This is a genomic window from Pseudomonas sp. LPB4.O (assembly GCF_038383825.1).
Classification (GTDB): domain Bacteria; phylum Pseudomonadota; class Gammaproteobacteria; order Pseudomonadales; family Pseudomonadaceae; genus Aquipseudomonas; species Aquipseudomonas putida.
Genome location: NZ_CP151298.1, coordinates 4,573,388 through 4,588,646, shown reverse-complemented (window position 1 = coordinate 4,588,646; position 15,259 = coordinate 4,573,388). Strand labels below are relative to the sequence as shown.

The following is a 15,259-nucleotide window of genomic DNA, read 5'->3' as shown; positions in this document are numbered from 1 at the left end:
TTCAGATCTGTTCCAGCAACCAGCTCCTGAACGCCCGTAACGATGGCAAGGCCTCATTCCGGGGCGGATAGATCAGGTAGTAACTGCGCTGGCTGGCAAACGCTACCCCAGGGCTGTACAGCTCTGCCTTGGCCAGCTCCTCCTCCACCAGAATGCGCGGCACCAGGCCGATGCCAATCCCGGCGCGCACTGCTTGGATCAAATGCGAGGTCAGCTCGAAGCTCGGCCCCAGGCGCATCGACCGGTGCGGCAGGCTATGGTGCGAAAACCACTCGCCCCACGCATGCGGGTTGTTGGCCACATTCAACAGCACCTCTTCACTGATCCTTGCCGGGCTCCAGCCCTGGCTATCTGCGCCGGCCTCCGGCGGCAGGATCACCACCAGTTCCTCGGCATGCAGGCGATGGCAGATCAGCCCCGGCAGGTCATGGCTGGCCACACCGATGGCGGCATCGATTTCGCTGGTGTCGAAGTTGATGGCTTCGATGCGCGAATGAATGTGCACCAGCATGCCCGGGTGGGCGCTGTAGAACGCATGCAGCCTCGGCAGCAGCCATTTCGAGCCGAAGGTGGGCAGGGTGGCCAGGCGCAAGGTGCCCACCCCTGACTGGTAGGCCAGTGCCTGCAGGGTGGCGCTGCGGATGCGCCCCAATGCCTCGCTGAGCTCGCGCTGGTACAGGCGGCCGACATCGGTCAGCTGCACCTGGCGGCCTTCGCGGCGAAACAGGGTCAGGCCCAGTTGCTGTTCCAGCGCCTGCACCTGGCGGCTGACCGCGCTCTGGGTCAGGGACAGTTCGGCTGCGGCGCGGGTGTAGCTTTCATGCCGGGCGGCGGCCTCGAATGCCAGCAGCAGCGACATGGACGGTGTCAGGTGGCGGTAATTCATTCATAAAAGTCATTGATAGCGGCAGGATTATCCGTTTGCCCCTGAGGCGAAACTACAGGAACATTGGCCTATACGTCACCCCGGCATGGCAACACCTATGCCGGAGCGACAGGAATCCCGTGAATTAGCCAATATCAAGAGGCCATCCTTCGATGATCGCCCAGCTGCCGACCGTTGCACCGAGCGCCAACTACCCCGAATTCCTCGAAGCCCTGCGCAGCAGCGGCTTCCGTGGCCAGATCAGTGCCGACTACGGCACCCGTACCGTGCTGGCCACCGATAACTCGATCTACCAGCGCTTGCCCCAGGCGGCGGTGTTCCCGCTGGACGCCGACGACGTGGCGCGGGTTGCCACGCTGATGGGTGACCCGCGCTTCCAGGAGGTCAAGCTGACCCCGCGCGGCGGTGGCACCGGCACCAACGGCCAGTCGCTGACTGACGGCATCGTCGTCGACCTGTCGCGGCACATGAACAAGATCCTCGAAATCAACGTCGAGGAGCGCTGGGTGCGGGTGCAGGCCGGTACGGTCAAGGACCAGCTCAATGCCGCGCTCAAGCCGCACGGCCTGTTCTTCGCCCCCGAACTGTCCACCTCCAACCGCGCCACGGTCGGCGGCATGATCAACACCGACGCCAGCGGCCAAGGCAGCTGCACCTATGGCAAGACCCGCGACCACGTACTGGAGCTGCACAGCGTGCTGCTCGGTGGCGAGCGCCTGCACAGCCTGCCGATCGACGATGCAGCACTGGAGCAGGCCTGCGCCGCGCCCGGCCGGGTCGGCGAGGTGTACCGCATGGCCCGCGAGATTCAGGAAACACAGGCTGAACTGATCGAAACCACCTTCCCCAAACTCAACCGTTGCCTGACCGGCTACGACCTGGCGCACCTGCGCGACGAGCAGGGCCGCTTCAACCTCAACAGCGTGCTGTGTGGCGCCGAAGGCTCGCTGGGTTACGTGGTCGAAGCCAAGCTCAACGTGCTGCCGATCCCCAAGTACGCGGTGCTGGTCAACGTGCGCTATACCAGCTTCATGGATGCCCTGCGCGACGCCAACGCGCTGATGGCACACAAGCCGCTGTCGATCGAGACCGTCGACTCCAGGGTGTTGATGCTGGCGATGAAGGACATCGTCTGGCACAGCGTTGCCGAATACTTCCCGGCCGACCCCGAGCGCCCCACCCTGGGCATCAACCTGGTGGAGTTCTGTGGCGACGAGCCGGCCGAGGTCAACGCCCGGGTGCAGGCTTTTGTCGAACACTTGCAGGCGGACACCAGCGTCGAGCGCCTGGGGCATACCCTGGCAGAAGGCGCCGAGGCGGTCACTCGCGTCTACGTCATGCGCAAGCGCTCGGTGGGCTTGCTGGGTAACGTCGAGGGCGAGGTGCGCCCGCAGCCGTTTGTCGAAGACACCGCGGTACCGCCGGAGCAGTTGGCCGACTACATCGCCGACTTCCGCGCGCTGCTCGATGGCTACGGCCTGACCTACGGCATGTTTGGCCACGTCGATGCCGGCGTGCTGCACGTACGCCCGGCACTGGACATGAAAGACCCGGCCCAGGCTGCGCTGGTGAAGCCGATTTCCGATGCGGTGGCGGCGCTGACCAAAAGCTACGGCGGTTTGCTGTGGGGCGAGCACGGCAAAGGCCTTCGCTCCGAATACGTGCCGGAGTACTTCGGCGAGCTGTACCCGGCGCTGCAGCGCCTGAAGGGTGCCTTTGACCCGCACAACCAGCTCAACCCGGGCAAGATCTGCACCCCGCCAGGCAGCGCCGAAGGCCTGACCCCGGTCGATGGCGTGACCCTGCGCGGCGACCTCGACCGTACCATCGACGAGCGCGTGTGGCAGGACTTCCCCAGTGCCGTGCACTGTAACGGCAACGGCGCCTGCTACAACTACGACCCCAACGACGCCATGTGCCCGTCGTGGAAGGCCACCCGCGAACGCCAGCATTCGCCAAAGGGCCGTGCTTCGCTGATGCGCGAATGGCTGCGCCTGCAGGGCGAGGCGAACATCGACGTGCTGGCCGCGGCGCGCAACAAGGTGTCGTGGCTCAAGGGCCTGCCAGCGCGCCTGCGCAACAACCGCGCACGCAGCCAGGGGCAGGAAGATTTCTCCCATGAAGTGTATGACGCCATGGCCGGATGCCTGGCGTGCAAGTCGTGCGCCGGGCAGTGCCCGATCAAGGTCAACGTGCCGGACTTCCGTTCACGCTTCCTCGAGTTGTACCACGGCCGCTACCAGCGCCCGCTGCGTGACTACCTGATTGGCTCGCTGGAATTCAGCATTCCGTACCTGGCCCACGCGCCAGGGCTTTACAACGCGGTCATGGGCTCGAAGTGGGTGACCAGGCTGCTGGCCGACAAGATCGGCATGGTCGACAGCCCGCTGATCAGCCGTTTCAACTTCCAGGCCACCCTGACCCGCTGCCGAGTTGGCGTGGCCAGTGTGCCGGCCCTGCGTGAACTGACCCCGGCCCAGCGCGAACGCAGCATAGTGCTGGTGCAGGACGCCTTTACCCGCTACTTCGAAACGCCGCTGCTGTCAGCCTTTATCGACCTGGCCCACCGCCTGGGTCATCGGGTGTTCCTGGCGCCGTACAGCGCCAACGGCAAGCCGCTGCATGTGCAGGGATTCCTCGGTGCATTCGCCAAGGCGGCGATCCGCAACGCCACCCAGCTCAAGGCCCTGGCCGACTGCGGCGTGCCGCTGGTGGGCCTGGACCCGGCGATGACCCTGGTGTATCGCCAGGAATACCAGAAAGTGCCGGGGCTGGAAGGTTGCCCGAAGGTGCTGTTGCCGCAGGAGTGGCTGATGGATGTGCTGCCCGAGCAGGCGCCGACCGCGCCGGGCAACTTCCGCCTGATGGCGCATTGCACCGAGAAGACCAACGTGCCAGCCAGCACCCGGCAGTGGGAGCAGGTGTTTGAGCGTTTGGGCCTGAAGCTGGTGACCGAGGCGACGGGGTGCTGCGGCATGTCCGGTACCTACGGGCACGAGGCGCGTAACCAGGAGACATCGCGGACCATCTTCGAGCAGAGCTGGGCGACCAAGCTGAACAAGGAAGGGGAGCCGTTGGCGACGGGCTACTCGTGCCGTAGCCAGGTCAAGCGCATGACCGAGCGCAAGATGCGCCACCCGCTGGAAGTGGTGTTGCAGTACGCTCAGCGTTAATCTTCAGGGCCTCGGGGGCTGCTTTGCAGCCCATTCGCGGCACAAGGCCGCTCCTACAAGTGATAGCGTGCCCCCTGTAGGAGCGGCCTTGTGCCGCGAATGGGGCGCAAAGCGCCCCCGCTTGTTAGTGGCTGCGGCTACTCCGCGCCTGTCGGTACAGATACAGGCTCAACACCAGCCCGCAAGCCGCGGCAGCCGCCGCAAACAGAAACATCGAAGCAAACCCGAACCCCGCCGCCACCGCGCCCACCAGTGGCCCGGTCACCCCCAGCGACAAATCGATGAACAGCGAATACGCCCCCACCGCCGCGCCGCGGTTGGCCGCCGACACCTGGTTCACCGCCTCCACGCCCAATGCCGGGAACACCAGCGAGAAACCAAACCCGCTCAGTGCTGCACCCGCCAATGCCAGTTCGGCACTGGGAGCCAGCCACAGCATCAGCAGCCCGAGTGTTTCCACCGACAGGCAGGCAATCGCCACCCTGAACCCGCCAATCCGGTTGATCAGGTTGCCGAACAGCAGCCGCGCGCTGATGAAGCTGGCGCCGAACAGGCTCAGGGTCAACGCCGCATCAGCCCAGCCACGGCTGGCGTAGTACAGGGTGATGAAGGTGGCGATGGTGCCAAAGCCGATCGAGCCCAGGGCCAGTCCCGAGCCGTGCGGGAACACCTTGCCCAGCACCCGCAGGAACGGCAGGCGTACACCGCTGACAATAGGCGCGGCCTGCTTGGGCCAGGCCAGCAGCAGGCCAAGGGCGCACAGCAGGATGATGCTGACGCCCATGCTCCACAGCCCAAGGCCCTTGACCATCAGCACACCCAGGGGCGCGCCGATGGCCAGTGCGCCATAGCTGGCGATGCCGTTCCAGGAGATGACCTTGGCGGTGTTTTCGGCGCCCACCCTGCCGATGCCCCAGCCAATCGCGCCCGAGCCCACCAGGCTTTCGGCGCTGCCCAGCACCAGGCGGCCTACCAGCAGGCAGGTCAGGCTCAGCCATGGCAGGTGGGTGAGGAAGGCGCAAGCCAGCATGAATACCCCGCTAAGCCCGCAGCCGACCAAGCCATACATGACGGCTTTCTTGCTGCCATGGTTGTCGATGATGCGGCTGGCGGTGGGGCGGCTGAGCAAGGTGGCCAGGTACTGCACGCTGATCACCAGGCCAGCGACCACGGCGCTGAAACCCAGGTCGTTATGCACATAGCCGGGCAGCACGGCCAGTGGGATGCCGATGTTCAGGTAGCCGATGAAGGTGAAGAGGACGATGGAGACGACTTGCAGGGTGACCGCAAGGGGGCGCGGTGAGTCGGGCATGGGGACCTACGTGTGTTCAGGACGGTGTGAAAACGTGATGACGGGGGTAGCCCGCAGGTCAGCCGTTTTCACACAGTCGGGGATGCGCAGTTATTCCTGGTCAGCGCTGGATTGATCGTCACCATCCTGCTCGACGGCAGCTGCCGGTTCGGCGTGAACGGTCACGGATGGCTCTTCTGGGTTCAGGCTTGGGAAGGGAAGATTCGGGATTTCGTGCATCTCGTCGTTCCTCGCAAGTGTGAGTGAAAAGTCTGCGCCAGGCGCGGTTGAAGCTTCGCAAAGCTGGGGCAGGATACACAAGTCTGGATGACAGTTTGGATTTTTTACCGGTCGCTTGTCGGTTTTGCGGGCGAACAGCGCACATTTTTCCCATAAAAAATGGGGCCGTCTGGGCCCCATTTTTTAGTGGTCACTTACGGCCTTCAGCCGTTTCAGCCACCTTGTCAGTGCGCGCGCACATGATGAAGTCATTGCGGTGCAGGCCTTTGATCGAGTGGCTCCACCAAGTGACGGTAACCTTGCCCCACTCGGTCAGCAGCCCTGGGTGGTGGCCTTCGGCTTCGGCGATTTCGCCCACGGCGTTGGTGAACGCCAAGGCGTGCTTGAAGTTCTTGAACAGGAACACGCGCTCAAGCTCCATGTGGCCGTCACGTACTTCGATGTTCCAGTCCGGGATTTCGCGAATCAGCTCGGCCAGCTCTTCGTCGGAGACTTTCGGTGCGTCGGCGCGGCAGGCTTCGCAATGGGCTTGGTTCAAGGCATTCATGGGGTGTCTTTCCAGTTCGAGTTGTTATCGGCAGGGTCGTTCAGGCGGCGACCTTGGGTGGAAACTTCGGCGCGTGCAGGCCCAGTTGCATGGCTTTATGGACCATGCCCATGATGTCTTCGTGGGCCAGGTCGAACAGGCGCTTCATGTTCGGCAGCACGAAATACAGCGGCTGCAGGATGTCGATGCGATACGGCGTGCGCATGGCCTCGATCGGGTCGAAAGCCTGGTGCTCGGGCTCGCCAGACAGACTGTAGACGGTCTCCTTAGGCGACGAGAGGATACCGCCGCCATAAATCTTGCGACCCTGCGGGGTTTCCATAAGGCCAAACTCGATGGTCATCCAGTACAGGCGCGCCAGGTACACGCGTTGTTCTTTGGTCGCAGCCAGGCCGAGCTTGCCATAGGTGTGGGTGAACTCGGCGAACCACGGATTGGTCAGCAGCGGGCAGTGGCCGAAGATCTCGTGGAAGATATCGGGCTCTTGCAGGTAGTCCAGTTCTTCCGGGGTGCGGATGAAGGTGGCGACCGGGAAGCGCTTGCTGGCCAGCAATTCGAAGAAAGTCTGGAAGGGGATCAGTGCCGGTACCCGGGCCACTTGCCAGCCGGTGGTGGCGCCCAGCACCTTGTTGACCTCGCCCAGCTGCGGAATACGGTCATGGGGCAGCTTGAGCTGGTCGATGCCGTCCAGGTATTCCTGGCACGCGCGGCCTTCGATCACTTTCAGCTGGCGAGTGATCAGGGTGTTCCATACCGCATGCTCTTGCTGCGGGTAATCGATAAAACCATGCGCATCGGGCTCGCGTGCCACGTATTGCGTCTGTTTCATGAGGCTCTCCTGGTGAGGGCTTTTCTTGTTATGTGCAGGACATGCCTAAGTAATATCCCCACCCGGGTCGGTTTGCACGATGGATGGCAGGGCTTGTAGTTGCTCGCCACCCTACTTTCGTAACGATAATTTTACAAAATCGAGCAGGTGTCGGAAAATCCGAGGCATCTGGCTGATGGTTGCGCGGTTTTTGTCAGCTTATCTTTACGAATTTTCTGCGCGGTGTTGAAAAACATTGGCGCTTCGAGAGCCCTCATGCGTATCAAAGTGCATTGCCAGAACCGTATTGGCATCCTGCGCGACATCCTCAACCTGCTGGTGGAGTACGGCATCAACGTGCTGCGCGGCGAGGTGGGCGGCGACCACGGCAACGCCATCTACCTGCATTGCCCGAACCTGATCAACCTGCAGTTCCAGGCATTGCGGCCCAAGTTCGAGGCGATTGCCGGAGTATTCGGCGTCAAGCGCGTGGGGCTGATGCCCAGCGAGCGCCGGCACATGGAGTTGAATGCACTGCTGGGCGCGCTGGATTTCCCGGTGCTGTCGATCGACATGGGCGGCAGCATCGTCGCCGCCAACCGTACCGCGGCGCAGCTGCTGGGGGTGCGGGTGGACGAGGTGCCCGGCATGCCGCTGGCGCGCTACGTGGAAGACTTCGACCTGCCGGAGCTGGTGCGGGCCAACAAGTCGCGCATCAACGGCATGCGCATCAAGGTCAAAGGCGATGTGTTCCTGGCCGATATCGCCCCGTTGCAGTCCGAGCACGATGACAGTGAGGCGTTGGCGGGCGCGGTACTTACCCTGCACCGGGCTGACCGCATCGGCGAGCGTATCTATAACGTGCGCAAGCAGGAACTGCGCGGTTTCGACAGCATCTTCCAGAGCTCGCGGGTGATGGCCGCAGTGGTGCGTGAGGCGCGGCGCATGGCACCGCTGGATGCCCCCTTGCTGATTGAAGGCGAGACCGGTACCGGCAAGGAACTGCTGGCGCGCGCCTGCCACTTGGCCAGCCCGCGCGGCCAGTCGCCCCTGATGGCGCTCAATTGCGCCGGGTTGCCGGAGTCGATGGCCGAGACCGAGCTGTTTGGCTACGGCCCCGGGGCATTCGAAGGGGCGCGGGCGGAGGGCAAGCTGGGGTTGCTGGAGCTGACCGCCGGCGGCACGCTGTTTCTTGATGGGGTAGGGGAGATGAGCCCGCGCCTGCAAGTGAAGCTGCTGCGCTTTCTGCAGGACGGCTGCTTCCGCCGGGTAGGCAGCGATGAAGAGGTCTACCTGGATGTGCGGGTGATTTGCGCGACCCAGGTGGATTTGTCCGAGCTGTGTGCCCGTGGCGAGTTTCGTCAGGACCTGTATCACCGCCTCAACGTATTGTCGCTGCACATTCCGCCTTTGCGTGAGTGCATGGATGGGCTGGAAGGGCTGGTACAGCACTTTCTCGATCAGGCCAGCCGGCAGATTGGCTGCGCCATGCCCCGGCTGGTGCCGGCCGCAATGGAAAAACTTGGGCAATACCATTGGCCAGGTAATGTAAGGCAGTTGGAAAACGTATTGTTCCAGGCGGTTTCTTTATGTGAAGGCGGCGTGGTTAAAAGCGAGCATATTCGCTTGCCGGATTATGGCGCGCGGCAACCGTTGGGTGAGTTTTCGCTGGAAGGGGATCTTTCGCAGATTGTCGGGCGCTTTGAAAAGGCGGTACTGGAAAGTTTGATGGGAGAGTTTTCGAGCAGTCGGGCTTTGGGCAAAAGATTGGGTGTTTCGCACACGACAATTGCCAACAAGTTGAGGGATTACTCGCTTAACAAGTCTGCGGATTAGTTGTCAGGCAAAGAACTTGGGACTGCTTCGCAGTCCTTTCGCGGCGCAAGGCCGCTCCTACAGGTTCGGCGCGGGTTTGAGGATTGCGCAATACCTGTAGGAGCGGCCTTGTGCCGCGAAGGGGCCCGCAGGGCCCCCAATTCACAAGGTGTCAGCCGTTGGAGCAGCCGTTCCCCATCACGCGGTATTCGAGAATGTGCTTCTGGCCCTGGGAGTCCTCGTAGGTCATGCGGGCTGGCACGACTTCGCACACATTGGGCACTTCGCTCATGGAAATGACGCGGGCAATGTCCAGGTGCTGCGAGTAACTGTACTGTTCAACCGGAATCTGCTCGGCATCTTTGGCTTCGCCGGCGATCGCCGCGCCGCAAAGACTGCCAAGTACCAATACCAGTAAAGCTTTCATTTTCTATTTACCTGTCTAAGGTCGTGAGGGGGCACGCGGCGCTTATGGCGCCGCGAGTATTGCTAGTTTTAACTATCGGGATTAGATGGAGATTAACGCTTGCCTTCGTGGGGGCTGTTACCAGTTGTTAATCGCCTTGCCGTTGCTGGCGAGGTGAATTTTATGTCGCTGGCCAAGGCCGAAACAGTGGGTCTTTTGATAAAGTGTTTTGACAGAATCTGTAACAATCCCGTGTTAACCCCTTATTTTTTTGCCCCCATGGGCTGTAATGCCCGAGCTAGAGGGCTTTGCCGGAACGGGCGTACCAAATTACTACCAACGTCGAATGGCTTTTGTCGCTCTGGTACAGTTACAAACGGTTCCATACAAAAACAACTATTACACCGAGGTAACACAGATGAGTGCGGCTCCACTGTATCCCGTTCGTCCCGAGGTTGCGGCCACTACCCTGACCGACGAGGCCACCTACAAGGCCATGTACCAGAAATCGGTGATCAACCCGGACGGCTTCTGGCGCGAGCAGGCCCAGCGTATCGACTGGATCAAACCGTTCACCAAGGTCAAGCAAACCTCCTTTGACGACCACCACGTCGATATCAAATGGTTCGCCGACGGCACTCTGAACGTTTCCTCCAACTGCCTGGACCGCCACCTCGAAGAGCGCGGTGATCAGCTGGCCATCATCTGGGAAGGCGACGACCCTTCCGAGCACCGCAACATCACTTACCGTGAACTGCACGAGCAGGTCTGCAAGTTCGCCAACGCCTTGCGTGGCCAGGACGTGCACCGTGGTGACGTGGTCACCATCTACATGCCGATGATCCCCGAGGCCGTGGTGGCCATGCTGGCCTGTGCCCGTATTGGTGCGATCCACTCGGTGGTGTTCGGTGGCTTCTCCCCTGAAGCGCTGGCCGGCCGCATCATCGATTGCGAGTCCAAGGTGGTGATCACCGCCGACGAAGGCGTGCGTGGCGGCCGTCGTACCCCGCTCAAGGCCAACGTCGACCTGGCGCTGACCAACCCTGAAACCAAAAGCGTGCAGAAGATCATCGTGTGCAAGCGCACCGGTGGTGATATCGCCTGGCACCAGCATCGCGACATCTGGTACGAAGACCTGATGAAAGTGGCCTCCAGCCACTGCGCGCCAAAGGAAATGGGTGCTGAAGAAGCGCTGTTCATCCTTTATACCTCTGGCTCCACGGGCAAGCCGAAGGGTGTGCTGCACACCACCGGCGGTTACCTGGTGTATGCCGCGCTGACCCATGAGCGCGTGTTCGACTATCGCCCGGGCGAGGTCTACTGGTGCACCGCCGACGTCGGTTGGGTCACTGGCCACAGCTACATCGTCTACGGCCCGCTGGCCAACGGCGCCACCACCTTGCTGTTCGAGGGCGTGCCGAACTACCCGGACATTACCCGCGTCTCGAAGATCGTCGACAAGCACAAGGTCAACATCCTCTACACCGCGCCAACCGCCATCCGCGCGATGATGGCCGAAGGGCAGGCCGCTGTTGAAGGGGCCGATGGTTCCAGCCTGCGTCTGCTTGGCTCGGTGGGCGAGCCGATCAACCCTGAAGCGTGGAACTGGTACTACAAGACTGTAGGCAAGGAGCGTTGCCCGATCGTCGACACCTGGTGGCAGACTGAAACCGGCGGCATCCTGATCAGCCCGCTGCCGGGCGCTACCGGCCTCAAGCCGGGCTCGGCAACCCGCCCGTTCTTTGGTGTGGTGCCCGCCCTGGTGGACAACCTGGGTAACCTGATCGAGGGTGCGGCCGAAGGCAACTTGGTGATCCTCGACTCCTGGCCAGGCCAGTCGCGTTCGCTGTACGGCGACCACGACCGCTTTGTCGACACCTACTTCAAGACCTTCCGTGGCATGTACTTCACCGGCGACGGTGCGCGCCGCGACGAAGATGGCTACTACTGGATCACCGGTCGTGTGGATGACGTGCTCAATGTCTCCGGTCACCGCATGGGTACTGCCGAAATCGAAAGTGCCATGGTCGCGCATTCGAAAGTTGCCGAGGCTGCAGTGGTTGGTGTGCCGCACGACATCAAGGGCCAGGGCATCTATGTGTATGTCACCCTCAATTCCGGTGTCGAGGCCAGTGAGCAGTTGCGCCTGGAACTGAAAAACTGGGTGCGCAAGGAAATCGGCCCGATTGCCTCGCCGGACGTGATCCAGTGGGCGCCGGGCCTGCCGAAGACCCGTTCGGGCAAGATCATGCGCCGCATCCTGCGCAAGATTGCCACCGGTGAGTACGATGCGCTGGGCGATATCTCGACACTGGCTGACCCGGGTGTGGTGCAGCACCTGATCGATACCCACAAGGCCATGAACCTGGCTTCGGCCTGATAGTCTCGTCGCTTGCGCTGTGGGGGCGCGCGCCCTGTGTGGGAGCGGGCTTGCCCGCGAACACCGGCGCAGCCGGTGCCATCCTCCGCGCCTCTGCTTCGCGGGCATGCCCGCTCCCACAGGGCTGCTTACACACGCCACGACCAGACAAAACCCCGCCCGGGCAACCGGCGGGGTTTTTGCTTTACTGTTACCCGACATTCATCGGTAACTGTTCTGTCACCGGTCCTGCACAAGTTCGGGGCGCGAAGAAACAAATCAGGCCCGTTTCGGTGCGTTTCCTTAGCCATTTTGTGCAACACGGCACGCTACACTTGCCGTAGTACAAGGCTTTGCCAATAATAGGCCCAGGAATTGCTAGGTCTATAGGTTCTATTTCTTGCGCTTTTGCATATTTTGCACTGGCTGTCAACATCGCCCGCAGCGGTTTCAAGCGCTTCTGTAAGTAGTTGTCGCTTTGAAGAAATATCGACTACCGGGCTGTCGCTAAAATGCCACTCACTCGCTCGTGGTCTGCGACCTTGGTCGAACCCTGCGCGGCTCGCGTTGTACCCATTCGCATATCGGGCAGTTGTTACCTGCCTTGTATTGCCCCGTACCGATGGAGTTACCTGATGAAGAAGCTCGCACTGCTTGGCGCCCTGGCGCTGTCTGTGTTTTCCCTGGTGTCGCAGGCCGATGAAAAACCCCTGAAAATCGGCATTGAAGCTGCCTACCCACCCTTCGCCTTCAAGCAGCCCGATGGCAGCATCGCCGGTTTCGACTACGACATCGGCAATGCCCTGTGTGAAGAGATGAAAGCAAAGTGCACCTGGGTCGAGCAGGAGTTCGACGGCCTGATCCCGGCGCTGAAAGTGCGCAAGATCGACGCCATTCTGTCGTCCATGTCGATCACCGACGACCGCAAGAAGTCGGTCGACTTCACCAAGCGCTACTACCTGACCCCGGCGCGCCTGGTGATGAAGGACGGCACCGCTGTCAGCGAAAGCCTGGATGAGCTCAAAGGTAAGAAGATCGGCGTGCAGCGCGGCTCGATCCATGACCGCTTCGCCAAGGAAGTGCTGGGCGCCAAAGGTGCCACCGTGGTGCCTTACGGCACCCAGAACGAAATCTACCTGGACGTGGCGGCCGGCCGCCTCGACGGCACCGTGGCTGACGCCACCCTGCTGGAAGACGGCTTCCTCAAGACCGACGCCGGCAAGGGCTTTGCCTTCGTAGGCCCGGCCTTCACCGACGCCAAGTACTTCGGTGACGGTATCGGCATTGCCGTGCGCAAGGGTGACAAAGCGAACGTCGAGCGCATCAACGCGGCCATCGACGCCATCCGTGCCAACGGCAAGTACAAAGAAATCGAGAAGAAGTACTTCAACTTCGACATCTACGGTCCAGACTCGAACTAAGACGTCGGGTTTCACCTGTGCAATGGTGCAAACAGCAGAGGCTCTGAGGTTTGCACCATTTTTCATTCTCTAGGTCGAGGACCTCATCATGTTGAAAGGCTACGGGGCAGTCATCCTCGACGGGGCGTGGCTGACGCTGCAGCTCGCCTTGTCGTCGATGGCCCTGGCCATCGTGCTCGGCCTGATCGGTGTGGCGCTGCGCTTGTCGCCGGTGCGCTGGCTGGCCTGGCTGGGCGATCTGTATTCCACCGTTATCCGTGGTATTCCGGACCTGGTCCTGATCCTGCTGATTTTCTACGGCGGGCAAGACATCATCAACCGGGTGGCACCGCTGCTCGGCTACGAAGACTACATCGACCTGAACCCGCTGGCTGCGGGTATCGGCACGCTGGGCTTCATCTTTGGCGCGTACCTGTCAGAAACCTTCCGCGGTGCCTTCCTCGGTATTCCCAAGGGCCAGGCCGAAGCGGGCGTGGCGTATGGCATGAGCAACCGCCAAGTGTTCTTCCGCATCCAGGTGCCGCAAATGATTCGCCTGGCGATCCCGGGTTTCACCAACAACTGGCTGGTGCTGACCAAGGCCACCGCGCTGATTTCAGTCGTCGGCCTGCAGGACATGATGTTCAAGGCCAAGCAGGCGGCCGATGCCACCCGCGAGCCTTTCACCTTCTTCCTGGCGGTGGCGGCCCTGTACCTGGTGCTGACCAGCGTCTCGCTGCTGGCCCTGAAGTATCTCGAGCGTCGCTACTCGGTGGGCGTCAAGGTGGCTGAACTATGATCTTCGACTACAACGTCGTCTGGGAGGCATTGCCGTTGTACTTCGGCGGCCTGCTGACCACCCTCAAGCTGCTGGCGATTTCGCTGTTCTTCGGCCTGCTGGCGGCCATTCCGCTGGGCCTGATGCGCGTGTCGAAGCAGCCTGTGGTCAATCTCGTGGCGTGGCTCTACACCTACGTGATTCGCGGCACGCCGATGCTGGTGCAGCTGTTTCTGATCTACTACGGCCTGGCGCAGTTCGAGGCGGTACGTGAAAGCTTCGCCTGGCCGCTGCTGTCCAGCGCCACGTTCTGCGCCTGCCTGGCGTTCGGTGTCAACACCAGTGCCTACACCGCAGAAATCATCGCCGGCAGCCTCAAGGCCACGCCCCACGGCGAGATCGAGGCGGCCAAGGCCATGGGCATGTCGCGCATGAAGATGTACCGGCGCATCCTGCTGCCGTCGGCCCTGCGCCGGGCGCTGCCGCAGTACAGCAACGAAGTGATCATGATGCTGCAGACCACCAGCCTGGCGTCGATCGTCACCCTGATCGACATCACCGGTGCCGCACGCACGGTCAATGCCCAGTACTACCTGCCTTTCGAGGCCTACATCACGGCGGGCGTGTTCTACCTGTGCCTGACCTTCATCCTGGTGCGCCTGTTCAAGATGGCCGAACGCCGCTGGCTCGGCTACCTGGCGCCGCGCAAGCACTGACCGCTTTGTGAGAATCGACAGCATGTACAAACTCGAAGTCCAAGACCTGCACAAGCGCTACGGCAGCCATGAAGTGCTCAAGGGTGTTTCCCTGGCGGCCAAGGCCGGCGACGTCATCAGCATCATCGGCTCCAGTGGTTCGGGCAAGTCGACCTTCCTGCGCTGCATCAACCTGCTGGAGCAGCCGCACGCCGGCAAAATCCTGCTCAACAACGAAGAGCTCAAGCTGGTGGCCGGCAAGGACGGCGCGCTGAAGGCCTCCGACCCGCGCCAGCTGCAGCGCATGCGCTCGCGCCTGTCGATGGTGTTCCAGCACTTCAACCTGTGGTCGCACATGACGGCGCTGGAGAATGTGATCGAGGCGCCGGTACACGTGCTGGGCATGAACAAGAAAGAAGCCCTTGAAAAGGCCGAGCACTACCTGGCCAAGGTGGGTGTCTCCCACCGCAAGGACGCCTTCCCCGGGCATATGTCGGGTGGCGAGCAACAGCGTGTGGCAATTGCCCGGGCCCTGGCCGTGGAGCCAGAGGTTATGCTGTTCGACGAGCCGACTTCGGCGCTCGACCCGGAGCTGGTGGGTGATGTGCTCAAGGTCATGCAGGCGCTGGCTCAGGAAGGCCGGACCATGGTGGTGGTGACCCACGAAATGGGCTTTGCTCGCGAGGTGTCCAATCAGCTGGTGTTCCTGCACAAAGGTTTGGTGGAAGAGGCGGGCTGCCCACGCGAAGTATTGGCCAACCCGCAGTCGGAGCGCCTGAAGCAGTTCCTCTCCGGCAGCCTGAAGTAAAAGCTGCATTTTTGCACCAGAATAGGGCATGCTGCGCTGCGAGCGCAGCCTGA

Annotated in this window: 13 protein-coding genes; 7 read left to right on the top strand and 6 right to left on the bottom strand. The window is 61.9% G+C overall.

The window, feature by feature from the left end; genetic code table 11:
- Position 1: 1 nt before the first annotated feature.
- A complete protein-coding gene (locus MRBLPB4O_RS20820; RefSeq protein WP_341796467.1) occupies positions 2–886 on the bottom strand; it encodes a LysR substrate-binding domain-containing protein in 885 nt (294 codons plus the stop codon).
- A gap of 152 nt (positions 887–1,038) precedes the next feature.
- On the opposite strand from MRBLPB4O_RS20820, the gene MRBLPB4O_RS20815 reads away from it, so the two are divergent.
- Complete coding sequence (locus tag MRBLPB4O_RS20815; protein WP_341796466.1) at positions 1,039–4,059, top strand: FAD-binding and (Fe-S)-binding domain-containing protein; 3,021 nt, start codon at positions 1,039–1,041, stop codon at positions 4,057–4,059.
- Between the two features lie 124 nt (positions 4,060–4,183).
- Here the strand turns inward: MRBLPB4O_RS20815 and MRBLPB4O_RS20810 are convergent, their stop codons facing one another.
- The 4 genes from MRBLPB4O_RS20810 to phhA all read right to left on the bottom strand — a co-directional run bounded on the left by MRBLPB4O_RS20810 (position 4,184) and on the right by phhA (position 6,966).
- Positions 4,184–5,371 carry an MFS transporter gene (locus tag MRBLPB4O_RS20810; protein WP_084967286.1) on the bottom strand — a complete coding sequence of 396 codons (1,188 nt, stop codon included), beginning with the start codon at positions 5,369–5,371 and terminating at the stop codon, positions 4,184–4,186.
- A gap of 90 nt (positions 5,372–5,461) precedes the next feature.
- Positions 5,462–5,590 (bottom strand): hypothetical protein, encoded by a 129-nt coding sequence (locus MRBLPB4O_RS20805; RefSeq protein ID WP_016488505.1) that lies wholly within the window; start codon positions 5,588–5,590, stop codon positions 5,462–5,464.
- 190 nt (positions 5,591–5,780) lie between these two features.
- Positions 5,781–6,137, bottom strand: a complete 357-nt coding sequence (locus tag MRBLPB4O_RS20800; RefSeq protein WP_019472967.1) for a 4a-hydroxytetrahydrobiopterin dehydratase — start codon at positions 6,135–6,137, stop codon at positions 5,781–5,783.
- Positions 6,138–6,177: 40 nt separating this feature from the next.
- Positions 6,178–6,966, bottom strand: a complete 789-nt coding sequence (gene phhA / locus MRBLPB4O_RS20795) for a phenylalanine 4-monooxygenase (RefSeq protein WP_016498483.1) — start codon at positions 6,964–6,966, stop codon at positions 6,178–6,180.
- A 255-nt stretch (positions 6,967–7,221) separates the two neighbouring features.
- Between phhA and MRBLPB4O_RS20790 the strand changes: the two genes are divergently transcribed.
- Positions 7,222–8,781 (top strand): sigma-54-dependent transcriptional regulator, encoded by a 1,560-nt coding sequence (locus MRBLPB4O_RS20790; protein ID WP_341796465.1) that lies wholly within the window; start codon positions 7,222–7,224, stop codon positions 8,779–8,781.
- Positions 8,782–8,932: 151 nt separating this feature from the next.
- On the opposite strand, the gene MRBLPB4O_RS20785 is transcribed toward MRBLPB4O_RS20790, so the two are convergent.
- Positions 8,933–9,187, bottom strand: a complete 255-nt coding sequence (locus MRBLPB4O_RS20785; protein ID WP_341796464.1) for a DUF2790 domain-containing protein — start codon at positions 9,185–9,187, stop codon at positions 8,933–8,935.
- 397 nt (positions 9,188–9,584) lie between these two features.
- Here MRBLPB4O_RS20785 and acs point away from each other — a divergent pair, with 397 nt between their 5' ends.
- The 5 genes from acs (at position 9,585) to MRBLPB4O_RS20760 (ending at position 15,206) form a co-directional block, all read left to right on the top strand.
- A complete protein-coding gene (gene acs / locus MRBLPB4O_RS20780) occupies positions 9,585–11,546 on the top strand; it encodes an acetate--CoA ligase (protein ID WP_341796463.1) in 1,962 nt (653 codons plus the stop codon).
- A 614-nt stretch (positions 11,547–12,160) separates the two neighbouring features.
- Positions 12,161–12,946: an ABC transporter substrate-binding protein gene (locus MRBLPB4O_RS20775; RefSeq protein WP_341796462.1), complete on the top strand. Its 786-nt coding sequence runs from the start codon at positions 12,161–12,163 to the stop codon at positions 12,944–12,946.
- Positions 12,947–13,034: 88 nt separating this feature from the next.
- Positions 13,035–13,724 (top strand): ABC transporter permease, encoded by a 690-nt coding sequence (locus MRBLPB4O_RS20770; RefSeq protein ID WP_016498487.1) that lies wholly within the window; start codon positions 13,035–13,037, stop codon positions 13,722–13,724.
- A complete protein-coding gene (locus tag MRBLPB4O_RS20765; RefSeq protein ID WP_016498488.1) occupies positions 13,721–14,419 on the top strand; it encodes an ABC transporter permease in 699 nt (232 codons plus the stop codon). Before MRBLPB4O_RS20770 ends, MRBLPB4O_RS20765 begins: the two co-directional genes overlap by 4 nt.
- Before the next feature lie 22 nt (positions 14,420–14,441).
- On the top strand, positions 14,442–15,206 hold the full coding sequence (locus MRBLPB4O_RS20760) for an ATP-binding cassette domain-containing protein (RefSeq protein WP_043197038.1): 765 nt from the start codon (positions 14,442–14,444) through the stop codon (positions 15,204–15,206).
- Positions 15,207–15,259: the final 53 nt, after the last annotated feature.

Excerpts from the sequence above, each read along its gene's own strand:
- MRBLPB4O_RS20820 (WP_341796467.1), bottom strand. The coding sequence starts at position 886 with ATGAATTACCGCCACCTGACACCGTCCATGTCGCTGCTGCTGGCATTC.
- MRBLPB4O_RS20815 (WP_341796466.1), top strand. The coding sequence starts at position 1,039 with ATGATCGCCCAGCTGCCGACCGTTGCACCGAGCGCCAACTACCCCGAA.
- MRBLPB4O_RS20810 (WP_084967286.1), bottom strand. The coding sequence starts at position 5,371 with ATGCCCGACTCACCGCGCCCCCTTGCGGTCACCCTGCAAGTCGTCTCC.
- MRBLPB4O_RS20805 (WP_016488505.1), bottom strand. The coding sequence starts at position 5,590 with ATGCACGAAATCCCGAATCTTCCCTTCCCAAGCCTGAACCCAGAAGAG.
- MRBLPB4O_RS20800 (WP_019472967.1), bottom strand. The coding sequence starts at position 6,137 with ATGAATGCCTTGAACCAAGCCCATTGCGAAGCCTGCCGCGCCGACGCA.
- phhA (WP_016498483.1), bottom strand. The coding sequence starts at position 6,966 with ATGAAACAGACGCAATACGTGGCACGCGAGCCCGATGCGCATGGTTTT.
- MRBLPB4O_RS20790 (WP_341796465.1), top strand. The coding sequence starts at position 7,222 with ATGCGTATCAAAGTGCATTGCCAGAACCGTATTGGCATCCTGCGCGAC.
- MRBLPB4O_RS20785 (WP_341796464.1), bottom strand. The coding sequence starts at position 9,187 with ATGAAAGCTTTACTGGTATTGGTACTTGGCAGTCTTTGCGGCGCGGCG.
- acs (WP_341796463.1), top strand. The coding sequence starts at position 9,585 with ATGAGTGCGGCTCCACTGTATCCCGTTCGTCCCGAGGTTGCGGCCACT.
- MRBLPB4O_RS20775 (WP_341796462.1), top strand. The coding sequence starts at position 12,161 with ATGAAGAAGCTCGCACTGCTTGGCGCCCTGGCGCTGTCTGTGTTTTCC.
- MRBLPB4O_RS20770 (WP_016498487.1), top strand. The coding sequence starts at position 13,035 with ATGTTGAAAGGCTACGGGGCAGTCATCCTCGACGGGGCGTGGCTGACG.
- MRBLPB4O_RS20765 (WP_016498488.1), top strand. The coding sequence starts at position 13,721 with ATGATCTTCGACTACAACGTCGTCTGGGAGGCATTGCCGTTGTACTTC.
- MRBLPB4O_RS20760 (WP_043197038.1), top strand. The coding sequence starts at position 14,442 with ATGTACAAACTCGAAGTCCAAGACCTGCACAAGCGCTACGGCAGCCAT.